22 protein-coding genes and 6 pseudogenes are annotated in these 21,393 nt (G+C 51.4%); 14 read left to right on the forward strand and 14 right to left on the reverse strand.

Annotated features, from left to right (window positions below; all coding sequences use genetic code 11):
- Positions 1 to 291 (reverse strand): annotated as a pseudogene (locus BFF42_RS16430) (transposase); the annotation flags it as partial.
- Positions 292 to 359: 68 nt separating this feature from the next.
- Here BFF42_RS16430 and BFF42_RS16435 point away from each other — a divergent pair.
- Positions 360 to 953 (forward strand): annotated as a pseudogene (locus BFF42_RS16435) (rhodanese-like domain-containing protein); the annotation flags it as partial.
- Positions 954 to 994: 41 nt separating this feature from the next.
- On the opposite strand, the gene BFF42_RS16440 reads toward BFF42_RS16435, so the two are convergent.
- The 10 genes from BFF42_RS16440 to mdtH form a co-directional block, all read right to left on the reverse strand.
- Positions 995 to 1,570 (reverse strand): YceI family protein, encoded by a 576-nt coding sequence (locus BFF42_RS16440; protein ID WP_000749261.1) that lies wholly within the window; start codon positions 1,568 to 1,570, stop codon positions 995 to 997.
- Between the two features lie 3 nt (positions 1,571 to 1,573).
- Entirely contained in the window at positions 1,574 to 2,140 is a 567-nt protein-coding gene (locus BFF42_RS16445; RefSeq protein ID WP_000011108.1) for a cytochrome b, read from the reverse strand.
- A gap of 259 nt (positions 2,141 to 2,399) precedes the next feature.
- The gene (locus BFF42_RS16450; RefSeq protein WP_001253418.1) at positions 2,400 to 2,513 is read right to left on the reverse strand and encodes a YceO family protein; all 114 of its coding nucleotides are present in this window, start codon (positions 2,511 to 2,513) and stop codon (positions 2,400 to 2,402) included.
- A 46-nt stretch (positions 2,514 to 2,559) separates the two neighbouring features.
- Positions 2,560 to 3,678: an N-methyl-L-tryptophan oxidase gene (solA, locus tag BFF42_RS16455; protein ID WP_000872815.1), complete on the reverse strand. Its 1,119-nt coding sequence runs from the start codon at positions 3,676 to 3,678 to the stop codon at positions 2,560 to 2,562.
- Between the two features lie 114 nt (positions 3,679 to 3,792).
- Positions 3,793 to 4,047 (reverse strand): biofilm formation regulator BssS, encoded by a 255-nt coding sequence (gene bssS, locus BFF42_RS16460; RefSeq protein ID WP_000414437.1) that lies wholly within the window; start codon positions 4,045 to 4,047, stop codon positions 3,793 to 3,795.
- 289 nt (positions 4,048 to 4,336) lie between these two features.
- Positions 4,337 to 4,582: a DNA damage-inducible protein I gene (gene dinI, locus BFF42_RS16465; RefSeq protein ID WP_001217757.1), complete on the reverse strand. Its 246-nt coding sequence runs from the start codon at positions 4,580 to 4,582 to the stop codon at positions 4,337 to 4,339.
- A 73-nt stretch (positions 4,583 to 4,655) separates the two neighbouring features.
- A complete protein-coding gene (gene pyrC / locus BFF42_RS16470) occupies positions 4,656 to 5,702 on the reverse strand; it encodes a dihydroorotase (RefSeq protein ID WP_000126552.1) in 1,047 nt (348 codons plus the stop codon).
- Between the two features lie 105 nt (positions 5,703 to 5,807).
- Positions 5,808 to 6,368, reverse strand: coding sequence for a lipoprotein (locus tag BFF42_RS16475; protein ID WP_001295443.1), 561 nt, complete (start codon positions 6,366 to 6,368; stop codon positions 5,808 to 5,810).
- A gap of 133 nt (positions 6,369 to 6,501) precedes the next feature.
- Positions 6,502 to 7,149 (reverse strand): glutaredoxin 2, encoded by a 648-nt coding sequence (grxB, locus tag BFF42_RS16480; RefSeq protein ID WP_000780912.1) that lies wholly within the window; start codon positions 7,147 to 7,149, stop codon positions 6,502 to 6,504.
- Between the two features lie 63 nt (positions 7,150 to 7,212).
- Entirely contained in the window at positions 7,213 to 8,421 is a 1,209-nt protein-coding gene (gene mdtH / locus BFF42_RS16485; RefSeq protein WP_000092206.1) for a multidrug efflux MFS transporter MdtH, read from the reverse strand.
- Between the two features lie 235 nt (positions 8,422 to 8,656).
- Between mdtH and rimJ the strand changes: the two genes are divergently transcribed.
- The 4 genes and pseudogenes from rimJ to murJ all read left to right on the forward strand — a co-directional run bounded on the left by rimJ (position 8,657) and on the right by murJ (position 12,469).
- A complete protein-coding gene (gene rimJ, locus BFF42_RS16490) occupies positions 8,657 to 9,241 on the forward strand; it encodes a ribosomal protein S5-alanine N-acetyltransferase (RefSeq protein WP_000468186.1) in 585 nt (194 codons plus the stop codon).
- A 10-nt stretch (positions 9,242 to 9,251) separates the two neighbouring features.
- On the forward strand, positions 9,252 to 9,899 hold the full coding sequence (locus BFF42_RS16495; protein ID WP_000877115.1) for a YceH family protein: 648 nt from the start codon (positions 9,252 to 9,254) through the stop codon (positions 9,897 to 9,899).
- A 1-nt stretch (position 9,900) separates the two neighbouring features.
- Positions 9,901 to 10,767: pseudogene (locus tag BFF42_RS16500) on the forward strand (Gfo/Idh/MocA family protein).
- A gap of 166 nt (positions 10,768 to 10,933) precedes the next feature.
- A complete protein-coding gene (gene murJ / locus BFF42_RS16505; protein WP_001050672.1) occupies positions 10,934 to 12,469 on the forward strand; it encodes a murein biosynthesis integral membrane protein MurJ in 1,536 nt (511 codons plus the stop codon).
- 37 nt (positions 12,470 to 12,506) lie between these two features.
- Here the strand turns inward: murJ and flgN are convergent, their stop codons facing one another.
- The 3 genes from flgN to flgA all read right to left on the reverse strand — a co-directional run bounded on the left by flgN (position 12,507) and on the right by flgA (position 13,962).
- Positions 12,507 to 12,923: a flagella biosynthesis chaperone FlgN gene (gene flgN / locus BFF42_RS16510; protein ID WP_000197340.1), complete on the reverse strand. Its 417-nt coding sequence runs from the start codon at positions 12,921 to 12,923 to the stop codon at positions 12,507 to 12,509.
- 4 nt (positions 12,924 to 12,927) lie between these two features.
- Positions 12,928 to 13,227 carry a flagellar biosynthesis anti-sigma factor FlgM gene (gene flgM, locus BFF42_RS16515; protein ID WP_039060288.1) on the reverse strand — a complete coding sequence of 100 codons (300 nt, stop codon included), beginning with the start codon at positions 13,225 to 13,227 and terminating at the stop codon, positions 12,928 to 12,930.
- A gap of 75 nt (positions 13,228 to 13,302) precedes the next feature.
- Positions 13,303 to 13,962: a flagellar basal body P-ring formation chaperone FlgA gene (flgA, locus tag BFF42_RS16520; protein ID WP_000879692.1), complete on the reverse strand. Its 660-nt coding sequence runs from the start codon at positions 13,960 to 13,962 to the stop codon at positions 13,303 to 13,305.
- A 155-nt stretch (positions 13,963 to 14,117) separates the two neighbouring features.
- On the opposite strand from flgA, the gene flgB reads away from it, so the two are divergent.
- The 9 genes and pseudogenes from flgB (at position 14,118) to flgJ (ending at position 21,389) form a co-directional block, all read left to right on the forward strand.
- Positions 14,118 to 14,534 carry a flagellar basal body rod protein FlgB gene (gene flgB, locus BFF42_RS16525; protein WP_000884702.1) on the forward strand — a complete coding sequence of 139 codons (417 nt, stop codon included), beginning with the start codon at positions 14,118 to 14,120 and terminating at the stop codon, positions 14,532 to 14,534.
- Between the two features lie 3 nt (positions 14,535 to 14,537).
- Entirely contained in the window at positions 14,538 to 14,942 is a 405-nt protein-coding gene (gene flgC / locus BFF42_RS16530) for a flagellar basal body rod protein FlgC (protein ID WP_001196460.1), read from the forward strand.
- An 11-nt stretch (positions 14,943 to 14,953) separates the two neighbouring features.
- Positions 14,954 to 15,649: a flagellar hook assembly protein FlgD gene (flgD, locus tag BFF42_RS16535; protein WP_000020489.1), complete on the forward strand. Its 696-nt coding sequence runs from the start codon at positions 14,954 to 14,956 to the stop codon at positions 15,647 to 15,649.
- 24 nt (positions 15,650 to 15,673) lie between these two features.
- Positions 15,674 to 16,882: a flagellar hook protein FlgE gene (gene flgE, locus BFF42_RS16540; protein ID WP_000885895.1), complete on the forward strand. Its 1,209-nt coding sequence runs from the start codon at positions 15,674 to 15,676 to the stop codon at positions 16,880 to 16,882.
- Positions 16,883 to 16,901: 19 nt separating this feature from the next.
- The gene (flgF, locus tag BFF42_RS16545) at positions 16,902 to 17,657 is read left to right on the forward strand and encodes a flagellar basal-body rod protein FlgF (RefSeq protein ID WP_000349290.1); all 756 of its coding nucleotides are present in this window, start codon (positions 16,902 to 16,904) and stop codon (positions 17,655 to 17,657) included.
- A gap of 137 nt (positions 17,658 to 17,794) precedes the next feature.
- Positions 17,795 to 18,577, forward strand: a pseudogene (gene flgG, locus BFF42_RS16550) (flagellar basal-body rod protein FlgG).
- 52 nt (positions 18,578 to 18,629) lie between these two features.
- Positions 18,630 to 19,328 carry a flagellar basal body L-ring protein FlgH gene (locus BFF42_RS16555; RefSeq protein ID WP_012421384.1) on the forward strand — a complete coding sequence of 233 codons (699 nt, stop codon included), beginning with the start codon at positions 18,630 to 18,632 and terminating at the stop codon, positions 19,326 to 19,328.
- Between the two features lie 11 nt (positions 19,329 to 19,339).
- A pseudogene (gene flgI, locus BFF42_RS16560) lies at positions 19,340 to 20,436 on the forward strand (flagellar basal body P-ring protein FlgI).
- Positions 20,436 to 21,389, forward strand: a pseudogene (gene flgJ, locus BFF42_RS16565) (flagellar assembly peptidoglycan hydrolase FlgJ). The pseudogenes flgI and flgJ overlap by 1 nt, the downstream one beginning before the upstream one ends.
- The last annotated feature ends 4 nt before the right edge of the window (positions 21,390 to 21,393 follow it).

Raw genomic sequence — 21,393 nt, forward strand, 5'->3', positions numbered from 1 at the left:
GTTCAGGGAGTCTGACATCAAGAGCGCGGTAGCCTTTTTTAATATTTCATTCTCCATTTCAATGCGTTGTAGCTTTTTCCTCAGCTTACGTATTTCGATTTGTTCTGGTGTTATCGGAGAGGCTTTTGGTGTTTTGCCCTGACGCTCATCACGCAGTTGTTTGACCCATCTTGTCATTGTGGAAAGGCCAACATCCATAGCTTTGGCGGCATCTGCCACCGTGTATTTCTGGTCAACAACCAGTTGAGCGGATTCGCGTTTAAACTCTGCGCTAAAATTTCTTTTTTTCATTGGAGCACCAGTGTTGTTCTGAGGTGAGCATATCACCTCTGTTCAGGTGGCCAAATTCAGTGTGCCACTTCATGCGTAACCACTATGAGTATGAAGTGGGGCACTTTGAAAACGCGCTCGAAATTCCGGCAGATACCTTCCGTGAGCAGCTGCCAAAAGCAGTCGAGATGATGCAGGCACATAAAGATAAAAAAATCGTCATGTACTGCACCGGCGGCATTCGTTGTGAAAAGGCCAGTGCTTGGATGAAACATAACGGATTCAACAAAGTCTGGCATATCGAGGGCGGAATTATTGAATACGCCCGTAAGGCGCGCGAGCAGGGCTTGCCGGTGCGTTTTATTGGCAAAAATTTTGTTTTTGACGAGCGGATGGGCGAACGTATATCGGATGAGATTATCGCGCATTGCCACCAGTGCGGCGCGCCGTGCGACAGCCATACCAACTGTAAAAATGATGGCTGCCACCTGCTGTTTATTCAGTGTCCAGTATGCGCGGAAAAATACAAAGGTTGTTGTAGTGAGATTTGCTGCGAAGAAAGCGCGTTACCGCCAGAAGAACAGCGACGCCGTCGGGCAGGACGTGAAAATGGCAATAAGATCTTTAATAAGTCTCGTGGACGTCTGAATACAACACTGGGCATTCCTGATCCAACAGAATAAATATCATTGCCGGATGCGTGCCATCCGGCAACATTTCACGCTTACTTCTGCTGTACGCCTTCCACTGAAATAATCAGATCCACTTCCTGAGAAGCTGGACCTAAATCTGTCTTGATATTGAAGTCCTTGAGCTTAATTTTGCCTTCGGCCTCGAAGCCTGCACGTTTACCACCCCATGGGTCGTCGCCCTGACCAATTAATTTCGCTTCCAGCGTGACGGGTTTGGTTACGCCATTCAGCGTCAGATCGCCGGTAATATCCAGTTCGTCACCGTCTTTCTTCACGCTGGTGGAGGTGAATGTTGCCTGTGGATATTTTGCGGTATTGAGGAAATCTGCACTGCGAAGATGTTTATCGCGTTCGGCGTGATTAGTATCGACGCTGGTGGTGTTAATTGTCACATTCACTTTATCGGCAGCCGGATTTTTTTCGTCAAAGGTAAAAGTACCGTCGAAATCTTTAAAGGTGCCGTATAACCAGCTATAGCCAAGGTGCTGGATGCGGAAATTAACAAAGGCGTGCTGACCTTCTTTGTCAATTTTGTAATCGGCGGCAACCGCTGAACCGGCAGAGAACATCAGGGACGCGAAGGTTAAACCAAGCAGGCTTTTTTTCATTTTTTATACTCCATAGTCAGATGACGACTTTCCCAGCATGCGCTTCAGAGTGTCGTCTTTATCGATGAAATGATGCTTCAGGGCCATAAATCCGTGCATAACGGACAGTACTACGACGCTCCACGCGAGCCAAAAATGCAGGGCACCGGCAAAGTCTGCCTGTGCGCCAGCGTCGGCAAGGGTCGCGGGGACGTCAAACCAGCCAAAAACGCTGATCGGTTTACCATCGGCAGTTGAGATCAGATAGCCGCTGATGCCGATGGCGAACAGCAATAGGTACAATGCGAGATGTCCAGCCTTTGCGGCAAGACGAGTCATGGGCGAATAACTCGGCAGCGGACCCGGCGGTGGAGATATGACACGCCACAGAACGCGAATAACCAGCCCCATCATTAACAAAATACCGATGCTTTTATGCAGTTCGGGTGCTTTGTGATACCAGCCATCGTAATAACTGAGCGTGACCATCCACAGACCTAAAGCAAACATGCCGTAGACAATAATTGCGCTTAGCCAATGGAAGGCCGCAGATATAACACCATAGCGTTCAGGGGTATTTGTGAATGACATAAGTGCATCCAATACGAATTTGCGAGAGAAAGAAAATGGCGTGTCGGAGAATGAATTGCAACACAAAAATAACAAATTGAATGATATTTATTTTTATTTCAATAATTTTGAATTAATAATGAAAGAATCTTCATAAGTTTAGTGGGTTCAGCATCAGAGATGTCTGGTAAGTGCTGTAGAAGCAGGAATAATCTCATTCAATTTTCACGCTAAAAGAAAGGGAGATTAAATATTTGTCAGTTTATGTCAGTGCGGAAAACTAAAAATAAAACACATAGATCAGATCCATAATTGCCAACAATCCCCAGAGAAAAAGATAAAGCATCAGATGCTCGCGAATATTATTGATGAGATAGTGCAACAGCCGACGCATTAAATACTCCTGTAAAAACGGCCTCATTCTGGAGGCGTAATGATGATTATTGGAAGCGGGAAAGCCTGAATGGCGTCAAATCAAAATCGCTTTTTTTGTCTTGCGCAAAATCGGCAGCTATTTCCCCTAAAACTGACGCAAATTTAAAACCGTGCCCACTCAGGCCGGTAATGAGCAGTGTATTATCGTGGCCGGGTAGGGTATCGATAATAAAATCTTCGTCAGGCGAATTATCATAGGTGCAGGCAGCGCCGTACAGGCAGCAACCGATACCCGGCAATACATTGCGCAAGAACGGGAAGGCTTCCGAACCATCGCTGACCACTTCCGCAAACGGAACACGTTCATCCGCTGAATGGATAACCTGGCCTCCGTTATGTTTGCCAATCTTCAACGCGTCGTTTTCTGCCGGAAAACCATAATATTGATCGCCATTGGGCAGTTCACCGGTAAACGCCGGGAATTTATTCTTCACGCTATAGCGGCCATCGGCCTGATACCAGGCAAATACTTTACGTACAGGCTGGACAGGCAGCTCCGGGAGCAGGTCTTTTACCCATGTTCCCGCGCAGACAATCGCTTTTTTCGCCTGATACTCACCGTCAACGGTTTCAATAGTTACGCCATCATCGTCATGACGAATTGCGGTGACCGGGCAGTTGAACAGTTGCGCACAGCCCGCTTCCTTCGCCAGTTGGATCCAGGTTTTAATCGCCAGTTCGCTGCGCAAAAAACCGGAATCAGTCTCAAATAAGCCGATGTAGTTGTCCGGGACGCGTATTTCTGGCCAGCGGGCCATAATCCCTTGCGCATCGAGCTTTTCAACGTTGAGTTGCCACTGTTCGGCGCTGTGGGCGACGTTGGCGAGAAATGCGGAGTCAGCCGGGCCGAGGTTAATGACACCAGAGCGTACAAAAATGGGATCATCTTCGTTGTGGCGGGAAAGTTCATCCCACAGCGTTTGCGCGCGGAGGACCAACGGGACATACTTTTCGCCTTCACCATAAGCATGGCGAATTAATCGCGTATCGCCGTGGTGGCTGCCGTGTTGATGCGGTGGCATATGGGCGTCGGTCATTAGCACGTTTAAACCGGCGCGGGTTGCATAATACCCGGCGGCAGCGCCTACGGAACCGCTGCCAATAATGATGAGATCGTATTTCATTTTTTTCTCTCTGCTCTCATGGTTTAAGCAGAGTAATTAACTGAATGCAGATATACAACCCAGAAATGGTAAAGGCACCGGTGAGGTGCCTTTTGGGTGGATGGTCATGTCATGTTAATGACGCCGATACTCGTTTACCGGGAAATCACCGGATTCAATTTTGGCGATTCCTGCTTCTAATATCGAAATAAATTGTCTGGCAACATCAGTGGTTAACCAGAGCGTCTGACCAACTTCAGTCCCTTCCTGCTCGGACTTATTTGGGGTCTGGTAGTGCAAACGCAACATCAGCGCATCATAGCTATCAACGGTGCTGATGTCCCACCCTACGAGCGGATGAGTCTGAATGACTTCATTATTTTTTTCCATCATGGCCCCCTAATTCGTGTTACTAGACAACGTTATTCGAGGTTCAATGCGTTTTTATCTGAAGCAACTTCAGTATACCAATAAGTAAGGGTATTCACCGAATTTTTAAAGGGGGGAACAGATAAATTTCTGCTTTTAAGATTTATATGAACAATAAAACAGCATGTCATTCATATTTTTTTAGCATATTGTGCAATTATTTTGAGGAAGTGTAGAAATTTTGTACTCAAAATTTGTAAGTAAAATAAAAAAGCCGGGGCGACCCGGCAAAAACAAAAATCACTGCATATTATTCGCTGACAAACCAGTCATCGGCGCTTTCCCACGTTTCCTGGAGAATTTCGCTAATGCGCTGTTTATCTTCTTTTGTTACGCCAATAACCGATAAATTATTCGCTGCGGCATAACGTACCGATACGTGGCCTTCATTATCAGGAAACGCATACTGAATACGGCGGGAAAGTTCGCCAGCCAGGGCGTCAATAGCCCCAGCTGGCAATGGAGAAGTTTTCGCTATGGTGACTTCAATTCGCATAATAGCCCCCTGTTGAATATACTGGTTATTTATACAGTTAAAATAACCTAATGACAACAGGAAGCTACGATTTTTATTGTTTAACGGACCAGCGTACCGTTTCCCCGGCGAGGAATGGCACCAGGGTGTCATCAGTCAGTGCGATGCTTTCAGCAACCTGTTGCTCTTCACGTACCAGTTCGATGAATGTATCGTTGACCGGCAAGCCATAGAACTGCGGGCCGTTTACAGAACAGAATGCTTCAAAGTGCTGCAGAGCATTCATCTCTTCAAAGACGGTAGCGTAACTGCCCAGCGCGGTTGGGGCGTTGAAGCAGCCCGCGCAGCCACAACTGCTCTCTTTGCGATGACGTGCATGTGGCGCAGAATCCGTACCGAGGAATACTCGATTAAAACCGCTGGCGACCAGTTCACGCAATGCCTGTTGGTGAATATTGCGTTTGAGGATGGGTAAACAATACAGGTGCGGACGCACGCCACCAACCAGCATATGGTTGCGGTTAAACATCAGATGCTGCGGAGTGATGGTGGCAGCCAGCCGTTCATTTCCGTCATGGACATAGTCGGCAGCATCTTTGGTGGTGATGTGCTCAAAAACGACTTTCAGCGCAGTCAGGCGCTGGCGCAGAGGTTCCATCACGCTTTCTATAAAGTGCGCTTCACGATCAAAAATGTCGATATCTGCATGTGTCACTTCACCATGCACCAGTAGCGGCATACCGATTTTTTCCATGCGCTCAAGTACCGGCATGATTGCGTCAATTGACGTCACGCCGTGGCTGGAGTTAGTGGTTGCGTTTGCTGGATAAAGTTTTGCAGCGGTGAACACGCCTTCGTTAAATCCGCGCTCCAGCTCATTAGGATCCAGCGAATCTGTTAAATAACAGGTCATCAATGGGGTGAAATTGTGCCCGGCAGGTACGGCATCAAGAATACGCTGGCGATACGCCACGGCAGCCTCAACAGTGGTCACGGGCGGAGCCAGATTGGGCATTACAATAGCCCGTCCATAAATTTCGCTGGTATACGGCACGACAGTTTTTAACATGTCGCCATCGCGGAGGTGAAGGTGCCAGTCGTCTGGGCGGCGGATCTTTAATACCTGGGATGGTGCAGTCATTAATCTCTATGCTCCGGCTGAAGGGATGTTTTTGCCGGACACAAAGGATAAGCGGAAACGTTTTCCTTTGCACGAAAAATAAAGGGCGCGAATGCGCCCTCGTCATTAATCCGTAAACGGAATGACAATTTCGCCTGGCTTCACTTCAATGCCTTTCGCCAGTTTTTTCGCCATTGCTTCGCCCTGACTGCCATCTTCGCGCAGGACGTAAGCAGGTTGCTGGTTAAAGTAATTGCGTAATGCCTGGTTCAAATAGGGAAGCAACGTTTGCATCACCGTTTGCATTTTTTCCGGTTGTACCGTCGCATCGACCACTTCCATCTCTTTCAGGAAGATCGCACCTTTTTCTTTATCAAACACGGGCAGCGCTTTCAGCTTCAGTTTCATGGTCGCTTTCTGACTACCGAACAGGGAGTTCATGTCCAGATTGGCGTCTCCGGTTAGGGTAACCTTATTCGGCTCTTCGCGACCAATTTGGCTGGTCAAGTTTGTCAGAACAATATGGGCGTCAGCCACGCCGGGTAAACCGATATCTTTTGAGAAATTATTATGTTTCGCAAGCGACTGGTTAATTTCTTGTTCGGTGATGGTGTATTGGGTGAGTTGATTACAGCCAACGAGCAGGCCACTGACGATCAATGCAGCGGCAAATAAAAACTTGTTCATGGTAGTCCTCGACATGAAATCTGCGTCAATATCCTGACACAACGCAGCATGTGTCACCAGCGATAAACTCGCCAGCAGAAAAAACTGAAAACGGCGGCAACCCGCGAATACAGGCTGCCGCGGCGGGTCAGGATTAAATCGCCATTGATGATAACAAATTGATTTGTGTCTGTTTCGCCATATTATCGCGGTAATCAGCAACGCGGCTTGGCCAGTTGATTCCGGCTACCAACGTCAGATTACGCAGTAGCGGAAATAGCTGAATATCATCTTCCGAAAGTTCGCCATTCACGGCGTTCGGTTTGACGATCAGTTTGTCCAGCGCACGCAAATCATCGCTGATATTCTTAATCAGACCGTCAGAGTGGGCCAGCAGGTCGGCAAAATTACCCGCGCTGGCCTCTTTCTTGTCGACGAAATATTTGCGCGCGGCGGGAGTAGAAAACTCATCAAATGCCGATTTGGCAAAACGCGGCAACAGCAGTTTGTTGGCGTAGCCATTGACCTTGCGCAGCCACTCTTCAATGGCAGGGGAACGTTTGCCGGTCAGTAACGGTTTGCCGTCGAGTTTATCGACATAGTGAACGATATCCATGCTTTCTGGCATATAGCGGCTGTCATCTTTTTGCAGAATGGGAACCTGTTTTTGACCGACCATCCGGGTGGGTGTTTCTGCGTCGTCGTTGAGCAGAACATGTAATTCGACGGGGATATTTTTCAGGCCGAAAATCATGCGGGCTTTGAGGCAGTAAGGGCAGTGATCGTAAATGTATAGCTTCACGTGACTCCTCCATTTGGCTGTCAGTTCACTTTCAGTATGGAGGAGTCAGGGGGGAGTATCAAATCAGGCGTCGCGTTCCAGCAAACGACGCGCGGCGCGTTTCTGACTAAACTGCCAACCCAGCGCAAGGAAAGTGAAGATGCCAATAATTCCCAGCATCATCCACGGAAGCTCTGGCTGGTGCGCCGATTTGCCCAGGTCAAACAGCCAGCCACCACCGATATAACCAATAGCGCCGCCAATCGCCAGACCCAGACGGCTAAACCCCATATAGCTGCCGCGAGCTCTTGCGTCCGCCAGCGAAGCACTTAAGGTTTCACGCGCAGGCTCGGCAATGATCGACCCGATATAAAACAGACAAATCAGGGTGAAAAGTTGTTGCAGGCCGCTGACCATGCCCACCGGCATCATGCTTAATGACATTATCAACAGCCCAGCCATCAACCGGTGTTCCAGACGAAAATGCTTTTCACTCCAGCGGGCGATAGGGTAGAGCAACGTTAACGACAGACACGCTTCAATGGCATACATCCATTTAACGGCAGAGGGCGCGCCAGCCACGTCGTTGACCATAATTGGCAGCATCAGCATCACTTGTACAGCCAGCATGTAGTAACCCGCCAGCGTCAGGACATAGGTGACAAAACGCTTGTCACGCATCACGCGGGTCATGCCTTCGCGAACGGGCGTGCGTACGGTGGAGAGTTTCCATGCCGGTAACAACCACGCATTGAACGCCGCACACAGCACAAACAAAACGGCCCCTGTGGCGCAGACCAGGCGAAAGTCGTATTGCAACAGCCAGCTCCCCAACAATGCGCCAATGACCGCACCGGCACTGTCCTGCATCATCAACAGCGAGAAAAAACGACCACGTTGTTGTGGACGGATTAGTTTCACCACCAGCGCCGAACGCGGCGGATCAAACAACGTGCCGCCGAGTCCCGAGAGCAGGCATGAAAACCACAATAGCCACGGTTCGTGGGCGATACCCATTGTTGCGAATCCGGCGGCGCGCATCAGCATACCGGTAACAATCATCGGTTTGGCACCAAAGCGGTCGGCAATTGCGCCGCCGAAAATACCCAGACCTTGCTGAATAAACTGGCGTAGACCGAGAGCAATACCGACCATGACGGCGGCCCAGCCCATTTGATCAACGAAGCGGATAGAGATCAGCGGGAAGACAACAAAGAACCCCAGCACGACCAGCATATTATCGATGAGCAGGAAATATTTACCCAGGTTCCTCGCCTGCGATACGCGGGACATTTCCCCTCCCGGGAAATAAAAGATGAGCACTTTCTATTCTGCATTGCCGCTAAGACTTTTCCCATCACTTCGGGGACAATATTTTTTTATCAAAACGTCGCTTTGATAGAGAGTTTTTATCAAATATGTGAATAATGCAGAAAATGGCATTTTGGACTTTTCACAGGGTCTGGTTGCGCAGGTATAGTAATACTTACAGCGTATTAAAGACGTTACGGGAAGGAGTAGGTATAGAATGTTTGGCTATCGCAGTAACGTGCCAAAAGTGCGCTTAACCACAGACCGACTGGTCGTGCGTCTGGTGCATGATCGTGATGCCTGGCGTCTTGCGGATTATTACGCAGAGAATCGCCATTTCCTCAAGCCCTGGGAGCCAGTGCGCGACGAAAGCCACTGTTATCCATCAGGCTGGCAGGCCAGGCTGGGGATGATTAACGAATTTCATAAACAAGGTTCAGCTTTCTACTTTGGCTTATTCGACCCGGACGAAAAAGAGATTATTGGCGTTGCCAATTTTTCCAATGTTGTTCGTGGCTCTTTTCATGCCTGCTATCTCGGTTATTCGATTGGGCAAAAATGGCAGGGCAAAGGACTCATGTTTGAAGCCCTGACCGCAGCCATTCGTTATATGCAGCGCACCCAACATATTCATCGCATTATGGCTAATTATATGCCGCACAATAAACGCAGCGGTGATTTACTGGCGCGACTGGGTTTTGAAAAAGAAGGCTATGCGAAAGACTATCTGTTGATTGATGGACAATGGCGCGATCACGTACTGACGGCATTAACTACCCCAGACTGGACGCCCGGCCGCTAAGGAGAATCTCATGAAATATCAACTTACTGCCCTTGAAGCTCGCGTGATTGGTTGCTTGCTGGAAAAGCAGGTGACCACGCCGGAGCAATACCCGCTCTCAGTCAATGGTGTAGTCACGGCCTGTAATCAGAAAACGAACCGTGAACCGGTCATGAATCTGAGTGAATCTGAAGTGCAGGAGCAACTGGATAATCTGGTCAAACGCCATTATCTGCGCACGGTGAGTGGCTTTGGTAATCGGGTCACCAAATATGAACAACGTTTTTGTAATTCAGAATTTGGCGATCTGAAACTGAGCGCAGCGGAAGTGGCGTTAATCACCACGTTGTTATTGCGTGGTGCCCAGACGCCGGGTGAACTGCGCAGCCGCGCCGCGCGAATGTATGAATTCAGCGATATGGCGGAAGTGGAGTCGACGCTGGAACAACTGGCAAATCGCGAAGATGGTCCTTTTGTGGTGCGTCTGGCCCGCGAACCGGGTAAACGCGAAAGCCGCTACATGCATCTTTTCAGTGGTGAGGTAGAGGATCAGCCGGCGGTAACGGATATGTCGAACGCGGTTGATGGTGATTTACAGGCCCGCGTCGAAGCCCTGGAAATCGAAGTGGCAGAACTGAAACCGCGTCTTGATTCGTTGCTGGCCCATCTGGGAGATTAAAGTGAAAAAATTACGTATCGGCGTTGTGGGATTAGGCGGCATTGCGCAAAAAGCGTGGTTACCGGTGCTGGCGGCAGCGTCTGACTGGATGTTACAAGGAGCCTGGTCGCCTACGCGCGCGAAAGCCCTGCCAATTTGTGAAAGCTGGCGCATTCCTTATGCCGATTCGTTATCCAGCCTTGCCGCCAGTTGCGATGCGGTTTTTGTGCATTCCAGCACCGCCAGCCACTTTGACGTGGTCAGTACGTTACTCAATGCGGGTGTACATGTCTGTGTCGATAAACCGCTGGCAGAAAATCTGCGCGATGCTGAACGGCTGGTGGAACTGGCGGCGCGGAAAAAACAGACGTTGATGGTCGGTTTTAACCGTCGTTTCGCACCACTCTACGGTGAGTTAAAAACGCAACTCGCTACCGCAGCTTCGCTAAGAATGGATAAACATCGTAGCAATAGTGTCGGGCCACACGATCTTTATTTCACGTTGCTGGATGATTATCTGCATGTGGTGGATACCGCGCTGTGGTTGTCGGGCGGCAAAGCCTCTCTGGATGGCGGTACGCTACTGACTAACGACGCTGGCGAAATGCTGTTTGCCGAGCACCATTTTTCGGCCGGTCCTTTGCAGATCACCACCTGTATGCATCGCCGTGCCGGAAGTCAGCGTGAAACCGTGCAGGCCGTGACTGACGGTGCGCTCATCGACATTACGGATATGCGCGAATGGCGTGAGGAGCGCGGGCAGGGCGTAGTGCATAAACCGATTCCTGGTTGGCAGAGCACTCTTGAACAACGTGGATTTGTCGGCTGTGCGCGGCACTTCATTGAATGAGTGCAAAATCAGACAGTTCCGCAAACCGCCGGCGAATAGGCCGTGCTGGCGCAACGTATCGTTGACAAGATCTGGCGCGATGCGATGAGTGAATAAACCCTGTAACATCTGGCGGTAGCAATTCACCATAATCCAGGTAGACTATTCGCCTCTTTCAGCGCCTGTCTTGCAGGCGTTTTGCCCGTTGGTCTGGATTAGAACACCGATGAATTTATTAAAATCGCTGGCCGCCGTCAGCTCGATGACCATGTTTTCGCGTGTGCTTGGCTTCGCACGAGACGCAATTGTCGCCAGAATCTTTGGCGCAGGGATGGCAACCGACGCCTTTTTCGTCGCTTTTAAACTTCCTAACTTGTTACGCCGTATCTTTGCCGAAGGGGCATTTTCCCAGGCATTTGTACCGATTCTGGCGGAATATAAAAGTAAGCAGGGTGAAGACGCCACGCGGGTCTTTGTCTCTTATGTTTCTGGCCTGCTGACACTTGCGCTGGCGGTTGTGACGGTCGCTGGCATGCTCGCCGCACCGTGGGTGATCATGGTGACCGCGCCAGGCTTCGCTGACACAGCTGACAAATTTGCCCTGACCAGCCAGCTACTAAAGATTACCTTTCCCTATATCTTGCTGATCTCCCTGGCGTCGCTGGTGGGAGCGATTCTGAATACGTGGAACCGCTTCTCGATTCCGGCGTTTGCGCCAACACTGCTTAACATCAGCATGATTGGTTTCGCGCTGTTTGCCGCACCGTACTTTAACCCACCGGTGCTGGCGCTGGCGTGGGCTGTTACGGTCGGCGGCATCCTGCAGCTGGTGTATCAGCTACCGCACCTGAAGAAGATCGGCATGCTGGTCCTGCCGCGCATTAACTTCCACGATGCCGGAGCAATGCGCGTGGTGAAACAGATGGGACCGGCGATCCTTGGCGTCTCTGTGAGCCAGATCTCCTTAATCATCAACACCATTTTTGCCTCGTTTCTTGCTTCCGGTTCGGTGTCTTGGATGTATTACGCCGACCGCTTAATGGAGTTTCCGTCCGGTGTGCTGGGCGTGGCGCTTGGCACCATTTTGCTGCCGTCGCTGTCGAAAAGTTTTGCCAGTGGCAATCATGATGAATACAACCGTTTGATGGACTGGGGGTTGCGTCTTTGTTTCCTGTTGGCGCTGCCGAGTGCGGTTGCGTTGGGCATTCTTTCAGGTCCGTTAACCGTTTCGCTGTTCCAGTACGGTAAATTTACCGCGTTTGATGCGCTGATGACCCAGCGGGCGTTAATTGCCTACTCGGTGGGTTTGATTGGCCTGATTGTAGTGAAAGTGTTGGCTCCTGGCTTTTATTCCCGCCAGGACATTAAAACGCCAGTGAAAATTGCCATCGTTACGCTGATTTTAACGCAATTGATGAACCTGGCGTTTATTGGTCCGTTGAAACATGCCGGGCTGTCACTTTCTATTGGTCTGGCGGCGTGTCTGAATGCTTCGCTGCTTTACTGGCAGTTGCGTAAGCAGAAAATCTTTACTCCGCAACCCGGCTGGATGGCGTTTCTGTTGCGTCTGGTGGTGGCGGTACTGGTGATGTCTGGCGTGCTTTTAGGTATGTTACATATCATGCCGGAGTGGTCATTGGGTACCATGCCCTGGCGCTTACTGCGTTTAATGGCGGTCGTGCTGGCGGGGATTGCCGCGTACTTCGCTGCACTGGCGGTACTGGGCTTCAAAGTTAAAGAATTTGCCCGCCGGACGGTGTAACAATGCATTCCGGCCTGCAGTGCAGGCGAGATAATCTTCAGATCGAAATCTTTTTACCGCCGCGATGGGTTGTTGAGGTCTGACCGTTCGCCCCATATAGCGTCGGTTCCTGATGCGGTTTCAACATTTCCAGCGCCTGTTGATTGCGCTCAATCTGTCCTTCCAGTAACCAACCGTTATGTTGATTCATTTGGCGTAGTTGCTGCGTTTTCACAGTAATTTCCTGCCAGCGTTGACTAATATCAACGCTATTTGCTGTATTGGGTTCTTTCTTGCGTAACTGTTCGAGGTAATCCAGCGTCGCCAGCAGTGAGCTTTTTTGTTCTGTAATCCATTGCAACTGGCTGCCGTTGATCTGCCCCATAGAGAGATGTTGCTGCTCTTGATCCATTACCGTTTTGAGATCGTTAAGCACAGCGGACATCTGGTCAAGGATCTCTGCAAGACGTGTCATACGATCAGTTACTCTGCAAGTCTTGCTGAGCTTCGTTGATCAGCGCATCGGCAATTTTGCCGATGTCCATTTTTAGTTCACCGTTACGAATCGCCAGTTTTAACGCTTCGACACGTTCAAGATTGATATCACTGCTGCCGGGTTGCATCAGTTTTGCTTGCGCGTCGCTTAACGTCACACTGGTGCTGGTGCTGGTGGAGTCGGTTGTTTTTGCCGCCCGGGTGTTCGTTACCGGCGCGTCAGTGGTTTCGCGCGGTTGAACGGTGCTTACGGGATTCAGAGGCGAAGTGCGATCAATACTCATGGTTTATTCCTCATTGAGGGCGCTTTTATCATGTGTTGCTTATTTATCGGCAAGGGACGGGTAATCTTTAACAGCTTACAGGTTTATAAGAATATTCCCATCTGCATCAACAACGCCGCTGACCACCAGTCCCGATACCATGCGCACCCGCGCATTCTGTGCGACGGCTGCATTGTTCAGCGCCTGACCTTCTGCGTTGGCGCTAAACCCGTCACCGCTGGCGATCACGTTGACGCGTTGTCCCGCTTTTACCCGCCATGCCTGGCGAAAATGGGTTAATTGGATTGGTTGATCGGGTGATAGATCGCGTAGGCTAATGGCATCAACAAGTTGATTGATATCCAGCACCGTACGCGGTGGCAGGGTATCCAGTCGTCCGCGTTTTAGTTTGACATTGCCAGCTTCCAGCTTTCCTCCCCGCACAATGGGCATCGCGGCAACCACATAATTTCCTGTGGCCTGCACATTAACCTGTAAATATCGTTTGTCGTTACCGCAGCGTGCCAACACATTCACATTGCCCCACAGGCGGGAATTATTGCTCATCGAAAGCAATGGCTGCTCGCACGGCGGTAGTAGATTGGGGGCTGTACGAATAGAAACACGAACCTCATCACTTACCCCCACGAGCTGGGCGCTAAAAAAGGTGTGCAATTGCGATGTGAGATTGCTCGCCGCACTTAACGGACTGAACAGTATCGCGATGATCGCCACGCTACGTTTTATTGCCAGCATTTTCGCCCCCCAGCTATTTCTACAACGTGAATTGTACCCGTCCCCAATGGTCATCAACGGCATAAATAGCGACCCATTTTGCGTTTATTCCGCCGATAACGCGCGCGTAAAGGCATTTAAGCTGATGGCAGAATTTTGATACCTGCGGAGGAGATATGCTCGATAAGCTCGACGCCGCCTTACGTTTTCAACAAGAGGCGCTCAATCTGCGCGCCCAGCGTCAGGAAGTGCTGGCAGCAAACATCGCCAATGCCGATACCCCTGGTTATCAGGCGCGCGATATCGATTTTGCCAGTGAACTTAAAAAAGTCATGCAACGTGGACGGGATGCAACCAGTGTGGTTGCTCTGACGATGACCTCAACGCAACACATTCCGGCGCAGGCGCTGACGCCTCCTACCGCAGAACTGCAATACCGCATTCCGGACCAGCCTTCGCTTGACGGTAATACCGTCGATATGGATCGCGAACGCACCCAGTTTGCCGATAACAGCCTGCAATACCAGATGAGCCTTAGTGCGTTGAGCGGGCAAATCAAAGGCATGATGAACGTTTTACAGAGCGGAAATTAACGGATGGCACTGCTGAATATTTTTGATATCGCCGGGTCGGCGTTAACTGCCCAGTCCCAGCGCCTGAACGTGGCGGCCAGTAATCTGGCGAATGCTGATAGCGTGACCGGTCCCGATGGACAGCCATATCGGGCAAAACAGGTGGTATTCCAGGTTAACGCTGCACCAGGTGCTGCGACAGGCGGCGTAAAGGTTGCCGATGTTATAGAAAGTCAGGCCCCGGACAAACTGGTTTATGAACCGGGTAATCCGCTGGCGGATGCAAAGGGCTACGTAAAAATGCCGAACGTTGATGTTGTCGGAGAGATGGTTAACACCATGTCGGCGTCACGCAGCTATCAGGCCAATGTTGAAGTGCTCAACACGGTGAAAAGCATGATGCTGAAAACCCTTACGCTCGGTCAATAAAGGAGAAAGCTATGTCCATTGCGGTAACCACCACCGATCCGACAAATACCGGCGTCAGTACCACCAGCAGTAGTTCGCTCACGGGCAGCAACGCCGCAGATTTACAAAGCAGTTTTCTGACTTTGCTGGTGGCGCAGCTGAAAAACCAGGACCCGACCAATCCAATGGAAAACAACGAGCTGACGTCGCAATTGGCACAAATCAGCACGGTCAGCGGGATTGAAAAACTCAATACCACGCTCGGATCTATTTCCGGACAGATTGATAACAGCCAGTCGTTACAGGCCAGTAACCTGATCGGTCACGGCGTGATGATCCCCGGCACAACTGTTCTTGCGGGAACCGGCAGTGAAGAAGGGGCTGTGACCACGACCACGCCGTTTGGTGTTGAGCTGCAACAGGCGGCAGACAAAGTTACGGCCACCATCACCGATAAAAATGGCGCGGTTGTGCGCACCATTGATATTGGTGAACTGACCGCCGGAGTTCACAGTTTCACCTGGGACGGTACGTTGACTGATGGCAGCACTGCGCCGAACGGTTCTTACAATGTAGCGATTACCGCCAGTAACGGTGGTACACAACTGGTTGCCCAGCCGCTGCAGTTTGCTCTGGTGCAGGGTGTGATCCGCGGCAACAGCGGTAATACGCTGGATCTCGGCACTTACGGCACCACCACCCTCGACGAAGTACGGCAGATAATTTAAGCCTTCACATTTCAGGAGTCAGTCATGGCCTTTTCTCAAGCGGTTAGCGGATTAAACGCTGCCGCCACTAACCTCGATGTTATTGGCAACAATATCGTCAACTCCGCCACCTACGGCTTTAAATCAGGCACGGCCTCTTTTGCCGATATGTTTGCCGGTTCGAAAGTGGGACTGGGGGTAAAAGTTGCCGGTATCACTCAGGACTTTACAGATGGCACGACCACCAACACCGGGCGAGGTCTGGACGTTGCTATCAGCCAGAACGGTTTTTTCCGTCTGGTAGACAGCAACGGTTCGGTGTTCTACAGCCGTAACGGACAATTTAAGCTGGATGAAAACCGTAACCTGGTGAATATGCAAGGTTTACAGCTGACGGGTTACCCGGCAACCGGTACGCCGCCGACTATTCAGCAAGGGGCGAATCCGACCAATATTTCGATCCCGAATACCCTGATGGCAGCGAAAACTACCACCACGGCGTCGATGCAGATCAACCTGAATTCCAGTGATCCGCTTCCTACTGTTACGCCATTCAGCGCCAGCAATGCGGATAGCTATAACAAAAAAGGTTCGGTGACTGTTTTCGACAGTCAGGGTAATGCTCATGACATGAGCGTCTACTTTGTGAAGACCGGGGATAATAACTGGCAGGTCTACACCCAGGATAGCAGTGATCCAAACAGCATTGCGAAGACAGCGACAACACTGGAATTTAATGCTAATGGCACATTAGTGGATGGTGCGATGGCGAATAATATCGCAACCGGCGCAATTAACGGTGCAGACCCCGCCACGTTTAGTCTGAGCTTCCTCAACTCCATGCAGCAAAATACCGGCGCTAACAATATTGTGGCAACCCCCCAGAACGGCTACAAACCGGGTGATCTGGTGAGTTATCAAATCAATGATGACGGTACGGTTGTCGGCAACTATTCCAACGAACAAACTCAACTGCTGGGGCAGATTGTACTGGCGAACTTTGCCAACAACGAAGGTCTGGCATCCGAAGGCGACAACGTCTGGTCTGCGACGCAATCTTCTGGCGTGGCGCTGTTGGGGACAGCCGGGACGGGAAACTTTGGCACCCTGACCAACGGTGCGCTGGAAGCGTCCAACGTCGATCTCAGTAAAGAACTGGTCAATATGATCGTTGCCCAGCGTAACTATCAGTCTAACGCCCAGACCATCAAAACCCAGGACCAGATCCTCAACACGCTGGTTAACTTACGCTAATCGCTGACGGGATAGCTCAATGGATCACGCAATTTATACTGCGATGGGAGCAGCCAGCCAGACGCTGAATCAACAGGCGGTAACCGCCAGTAATCTGGCCAATGCCTCTACGCCCGGTTTTCGCGCGCAGTTAAACGCCTTGCGCGCAGTGCCGGTGGAAGGGCTTTCACTGCCCACGCGCACGCTGGTAACGGCGTCAACACCGGGTGCAGACATGACGCCCGGCAAGATAGATTACACCTCGCGCCCGCTGGACGTTGCGTTGCAGCAGGATGGCTGGCTGGCCGTGCAGACCGCTGACGGCAGCGAAGGGTATACGCGTAATGGCAGCATTCAGGTTGATCCCACCGGGCAACTGACAATTCAGGGGCATCAGGTGATAGGCGAGGCGGGGCCAATTGCTGTGCCGGAAGGAGCGGAAATCACTATTGCTGCCGATGGCACAATCTCGGCGCTCAATCCGGGCGATCCGGCAAATACAGTTGCGCCAGTAGGGCGTCTGAAACTGGTGAAAGCCACGGGCAGCGAAGTGCAGCGCGGTGACGACGGCATTTTTCGTTTAAGCGCAGAAACCCAGGCCACGCGAGGGCCGGTACTGCAGGCAGATCCAACCTTGCGTGTGATGTCGGGGGTTCTGGAAGGCAGTAACGTCAATGCCGTTGCGGCAATGAGCGACATGATTGCCAGCGCGCGGCGTTTTGAAATGCAGATGAAGGTGATCAGCAGCGTCGATGATAACGCAGGCCGTGCCAACCAACTGCTGTCGATGAGTTAATTGAACGATTGATGACATTGCAATAAAAGCGCGCGGACTATTCCCTCGCCCCTTTGGGGAGAGGGTTAGGGTGAGGGGAAATTCACACTGTCGCGTGCTTCTGCTCTGCTTGTCACTAATCCACTACAGGACATTTTATGATCAGTTCATTATGGATCGCCAAAACGGGCCTTGACGCCCAGCAAACCAATATGGACGTCATTGCCAACAACCTGGCAAACGTCAGTACTAACGGTTTTAAGCGTCAGCGCGCGGTGTTTGAAGATCTGCTTTATCAAACCATTCGCCAGCCGGGGGCACAGTCTTCCGAACAAACCACCTTACCCTCCGGATTACAAATCGGCACGGGGGTACGCCCGGTCGCCACTGAACGCTTACACAGCCAGGGAAACCTGTCGCAGACCAACAACAGCAAAGATGTCGCGATTAAAGGGCAGGGCTTTTTCCAGGTGATGTTGCCAGATGGTTCATCAGCCTATACCCGTGACGGCTCTTTCCAGGTGGATCAGAACGGGCAGCTGGTGACGGCTGGTGGTTTTCAGGTGCAGCCAGCGATCACCATTCCGGCGAATGCGTTAAGTATCACCATCGGTCGTGATGGCGTGGTCAGCGTAACCCAACAAGGCCAGGCAGCTCCGGTTCAGGTTGGGCAGCTCAATCTCACCACCTTTATGAATGACACCGGGCTGTAGAGCATTGGCGAAAACCTCTACACCGAAACGCAATCCTCTGGTGCACCGAACGAAAGCACGCCGGGCCTGAACGGCGCGGGATTGCTGTATCAAGGGTATGTTGAAACGTCTAACGTCAACGTGGCGGAAGAACTGGTCAATATGATTCAGGTGCAACGCGCTTACGAAATCAACAGTAAAGCGGTGTCCACCACCGATCAGATGCTGCAAAAACTGACGCAACTCTAAGGCTTAACCGGTGGCAGGTTCACCGGTTTACTGATTTTTGAAGATGATAGCCATGCAAAAAAACGCTGCGCATACTTATGCCATTTCCAGCTTGTTGGTGCTTTCACTAACCGGCTGCGCCTGGATACCCTCCACGCCGCTGGTGCAGGGGGCGACCAGTGCACAACCGGTTCCCGGTCCGACGCCCGTCGCCAACGGTTCTATTTTCCAGTCTGCTCAGCCGATTAACTATGGCTATCAACCGCTGTTTGAAGATCGTCGACCACGCAATATTGGCGATACGCTGACCATCGTGTTGCAGGAGAACGTCAGCGCCAGCAAAAGCTCCTCTGTGAATGCCAGCCGTGACGGTAAAACTAATTTTGGCTTTGATACTGTGCCGCGCTATTTGCAGGGGCTGTTTGGTAACGCTCGTGCCGATGTCGAAGCCTCCGGTGGTAACACGTTCAACGGAAAGGGCGGGGCCAATGCCAGCAATACCTTTAGCGGCACGTTGACGGTGACGGTTGACCAGGTACTGGTCAACGGCAACCTGCATGTGGTGGGTGAAAAACAGATTGCCATTAATCAGGGTACCGAATTTATTCGCTTCTCTGGCGTGGTTAATCCACGCACTATCAGCGGCAGCAATACCGTATCGTCTACTCAGGTGGTGGATGCGCGCATTGAATACGTAGGCAATGGCTACATTAACGAAGCGCAAAATATGGGCTGGTTGCAGCGTTTCTTCCTTAACCTGTCGCCAATGTAAGTGAGGCTGTGGTGATTAAATTTCTCTCTGCATTAATTCTTCTACTGGTCACGACGGCGGCTCAGGCTGAGCGTATTCGCGATCTCACCAGTGTTCAGGGGGTAAGGCAAAACTCACTGATAGGCTATGGTCTGGTGGTGGGCTGGATGGCACCGGTGACCAGACAACCCAGACGCCGTTTACCACACAAACGCTTAATAACATGCTCTCACAGCTGGGAATTACCGTTCCGACGGGCACCAATATGCAGCTAAAAAACGTCGCTGCGGTAATGGTGACAGCGTCACTTCCTCCGTTTGGACGTCAGGGGCAAACCATCGATGTGGTGGTTTCTTCCATGGGTAATGCCAAAAGCTTGCGTGGAGGTACGTTGTTGATGACACCGCTTAAGGGCGTTGACAGTCAGGTGTATGCGCTGGCGCAGGGCAATATTCTGGTTGGCGGCGCAGGAGCCTCCGCTGGCGGTAGCAGTGTTCAGGTTAACCAACTGAACGGTGGACGGATCACCAATGGTGCGGTTATTGAACGTGAATTGCCCAGCCAGTTTGGCGTCGGGAATACCCTTAATTTGCAACTTAACGACGAAGATTTCAGCATGGCGCAGCAAATCGCTGACACCATCAACCGCGTGCGTGGATATGGCAGCGCCACCGCGTTAGATGCGCGGACTATTCAGGTGCGCGTACCGAGTGGCAACAGTTCCCAGGTCCGCTTCCTTGCCGATATCCAGAATATGCAGGTTAATGTCACCCCGCAGGACGCTAAAGTAGTGATTAACTCGCGCACCGGTTCGGTGGTGATGAATCGCGAAGTGACCCTCGACAGCTGCGCGGTAGCGCAGGGGAATCTCTCAGTAACAGTTAATCGTCAGGCCAATGTCAGCCAGCCAGATACACCGTTTGGTGGTGGACAGACTGTGGTTACTCCACAAACGCAGATCGATTTACGCCAGAGCGGCGGTTCGCTGCAAAGCGTACGTTCCAGCGCCAGGCTCAATAACGTGGTGCGCGCGCTCAATGCGCTGGGCGCTACGCCGATGGATCTGATGTCCATACTGCAATCAATGCAAAGTGCGGGATGTCTGCGGGCAAAACTGGAAATCATCTGATGATCAGCGACAGCAAACTACTGGCAAGTGCGGCCTGGGATGCGCAATCACTCAACGAACTAAAGGCGAAAGCGGGCGAAGATCCGGCGGCAAATATCCGTCCGGTGGCCCGTCCGGTGGCCCGTCAGGTGGAAGGGATGTTCGTGCAGATGATGTTGAAAAGCATGCGCGACGCTTTACCAAAAGATGGCCTGTTCAGCAGCGAGCACACTCGCCTGTATACCAGTATGTATGACCAGCAGATTGCCCAACAGATGACGGCGGGCAAAGGTCTGGGGCTTGCAGAGATGATGGTTAAACAGATGACGCCAGAACAACCATTGCCAGAGGAGTCCACGCCAGCAGCACCGATGAAATTCCCGCTCGAAACTGTGGTGCGTTATCAAAATCAGGCGCTTTCGCAGCTGGTGCAAAAGGCCGTGCCACGTAACTACGATGATTCGCTGCCGGGTGACAGTAAAGCATTCCTCGCGCAACTCTCGCTGCCCGCCCAACTGGCAAGCCAGCAAAGCGGTGTGCCACATCATTTGATCCTCGCTCAGGCGGCGCTGGAATCTGGTTGGGGGCAACGGCAAATCCGCCGCGAAAACGGCGAGCCGAGCTATAACCTGTTTGGTGTCAAAGCCTCTGGCAACTGGAAAGGGCCAGTTACTGAAATCACCACGACTGAATATGAAAACGGCGAAGCGAAGAAAGTAAAAGCGAAGTTTCGGGTCTACAGCTCGTATCTGGAAGCATAGTCGGATTACGTTGGGCTGTTAACGCGTAACCCGCACTACGCCGCCGTGACCACCGCCACGAGTGCGGAGCAGGGGGCGCAGGCCCTACAGGACGCGGGCTATGCCACCGATCCTCACTATGCCCGCAAACTCACCAACATGATTCAGCAGATGAAATCGATAAGCGACAAGGTGAGCAAAACCTACAGTATGAACATTGATAATCTGTTCTGAATAA

This window comes from Shigella sp. FC1661 (genome assembly GCF_001712525.1).
Taxonomy (GTDB): domain Bacteria; phylum Pseudomonadota; class Gammaproteobacteria; order Enterobacterales; family Enterobacteriaceae; genus Escherichia; species Escherichia coli.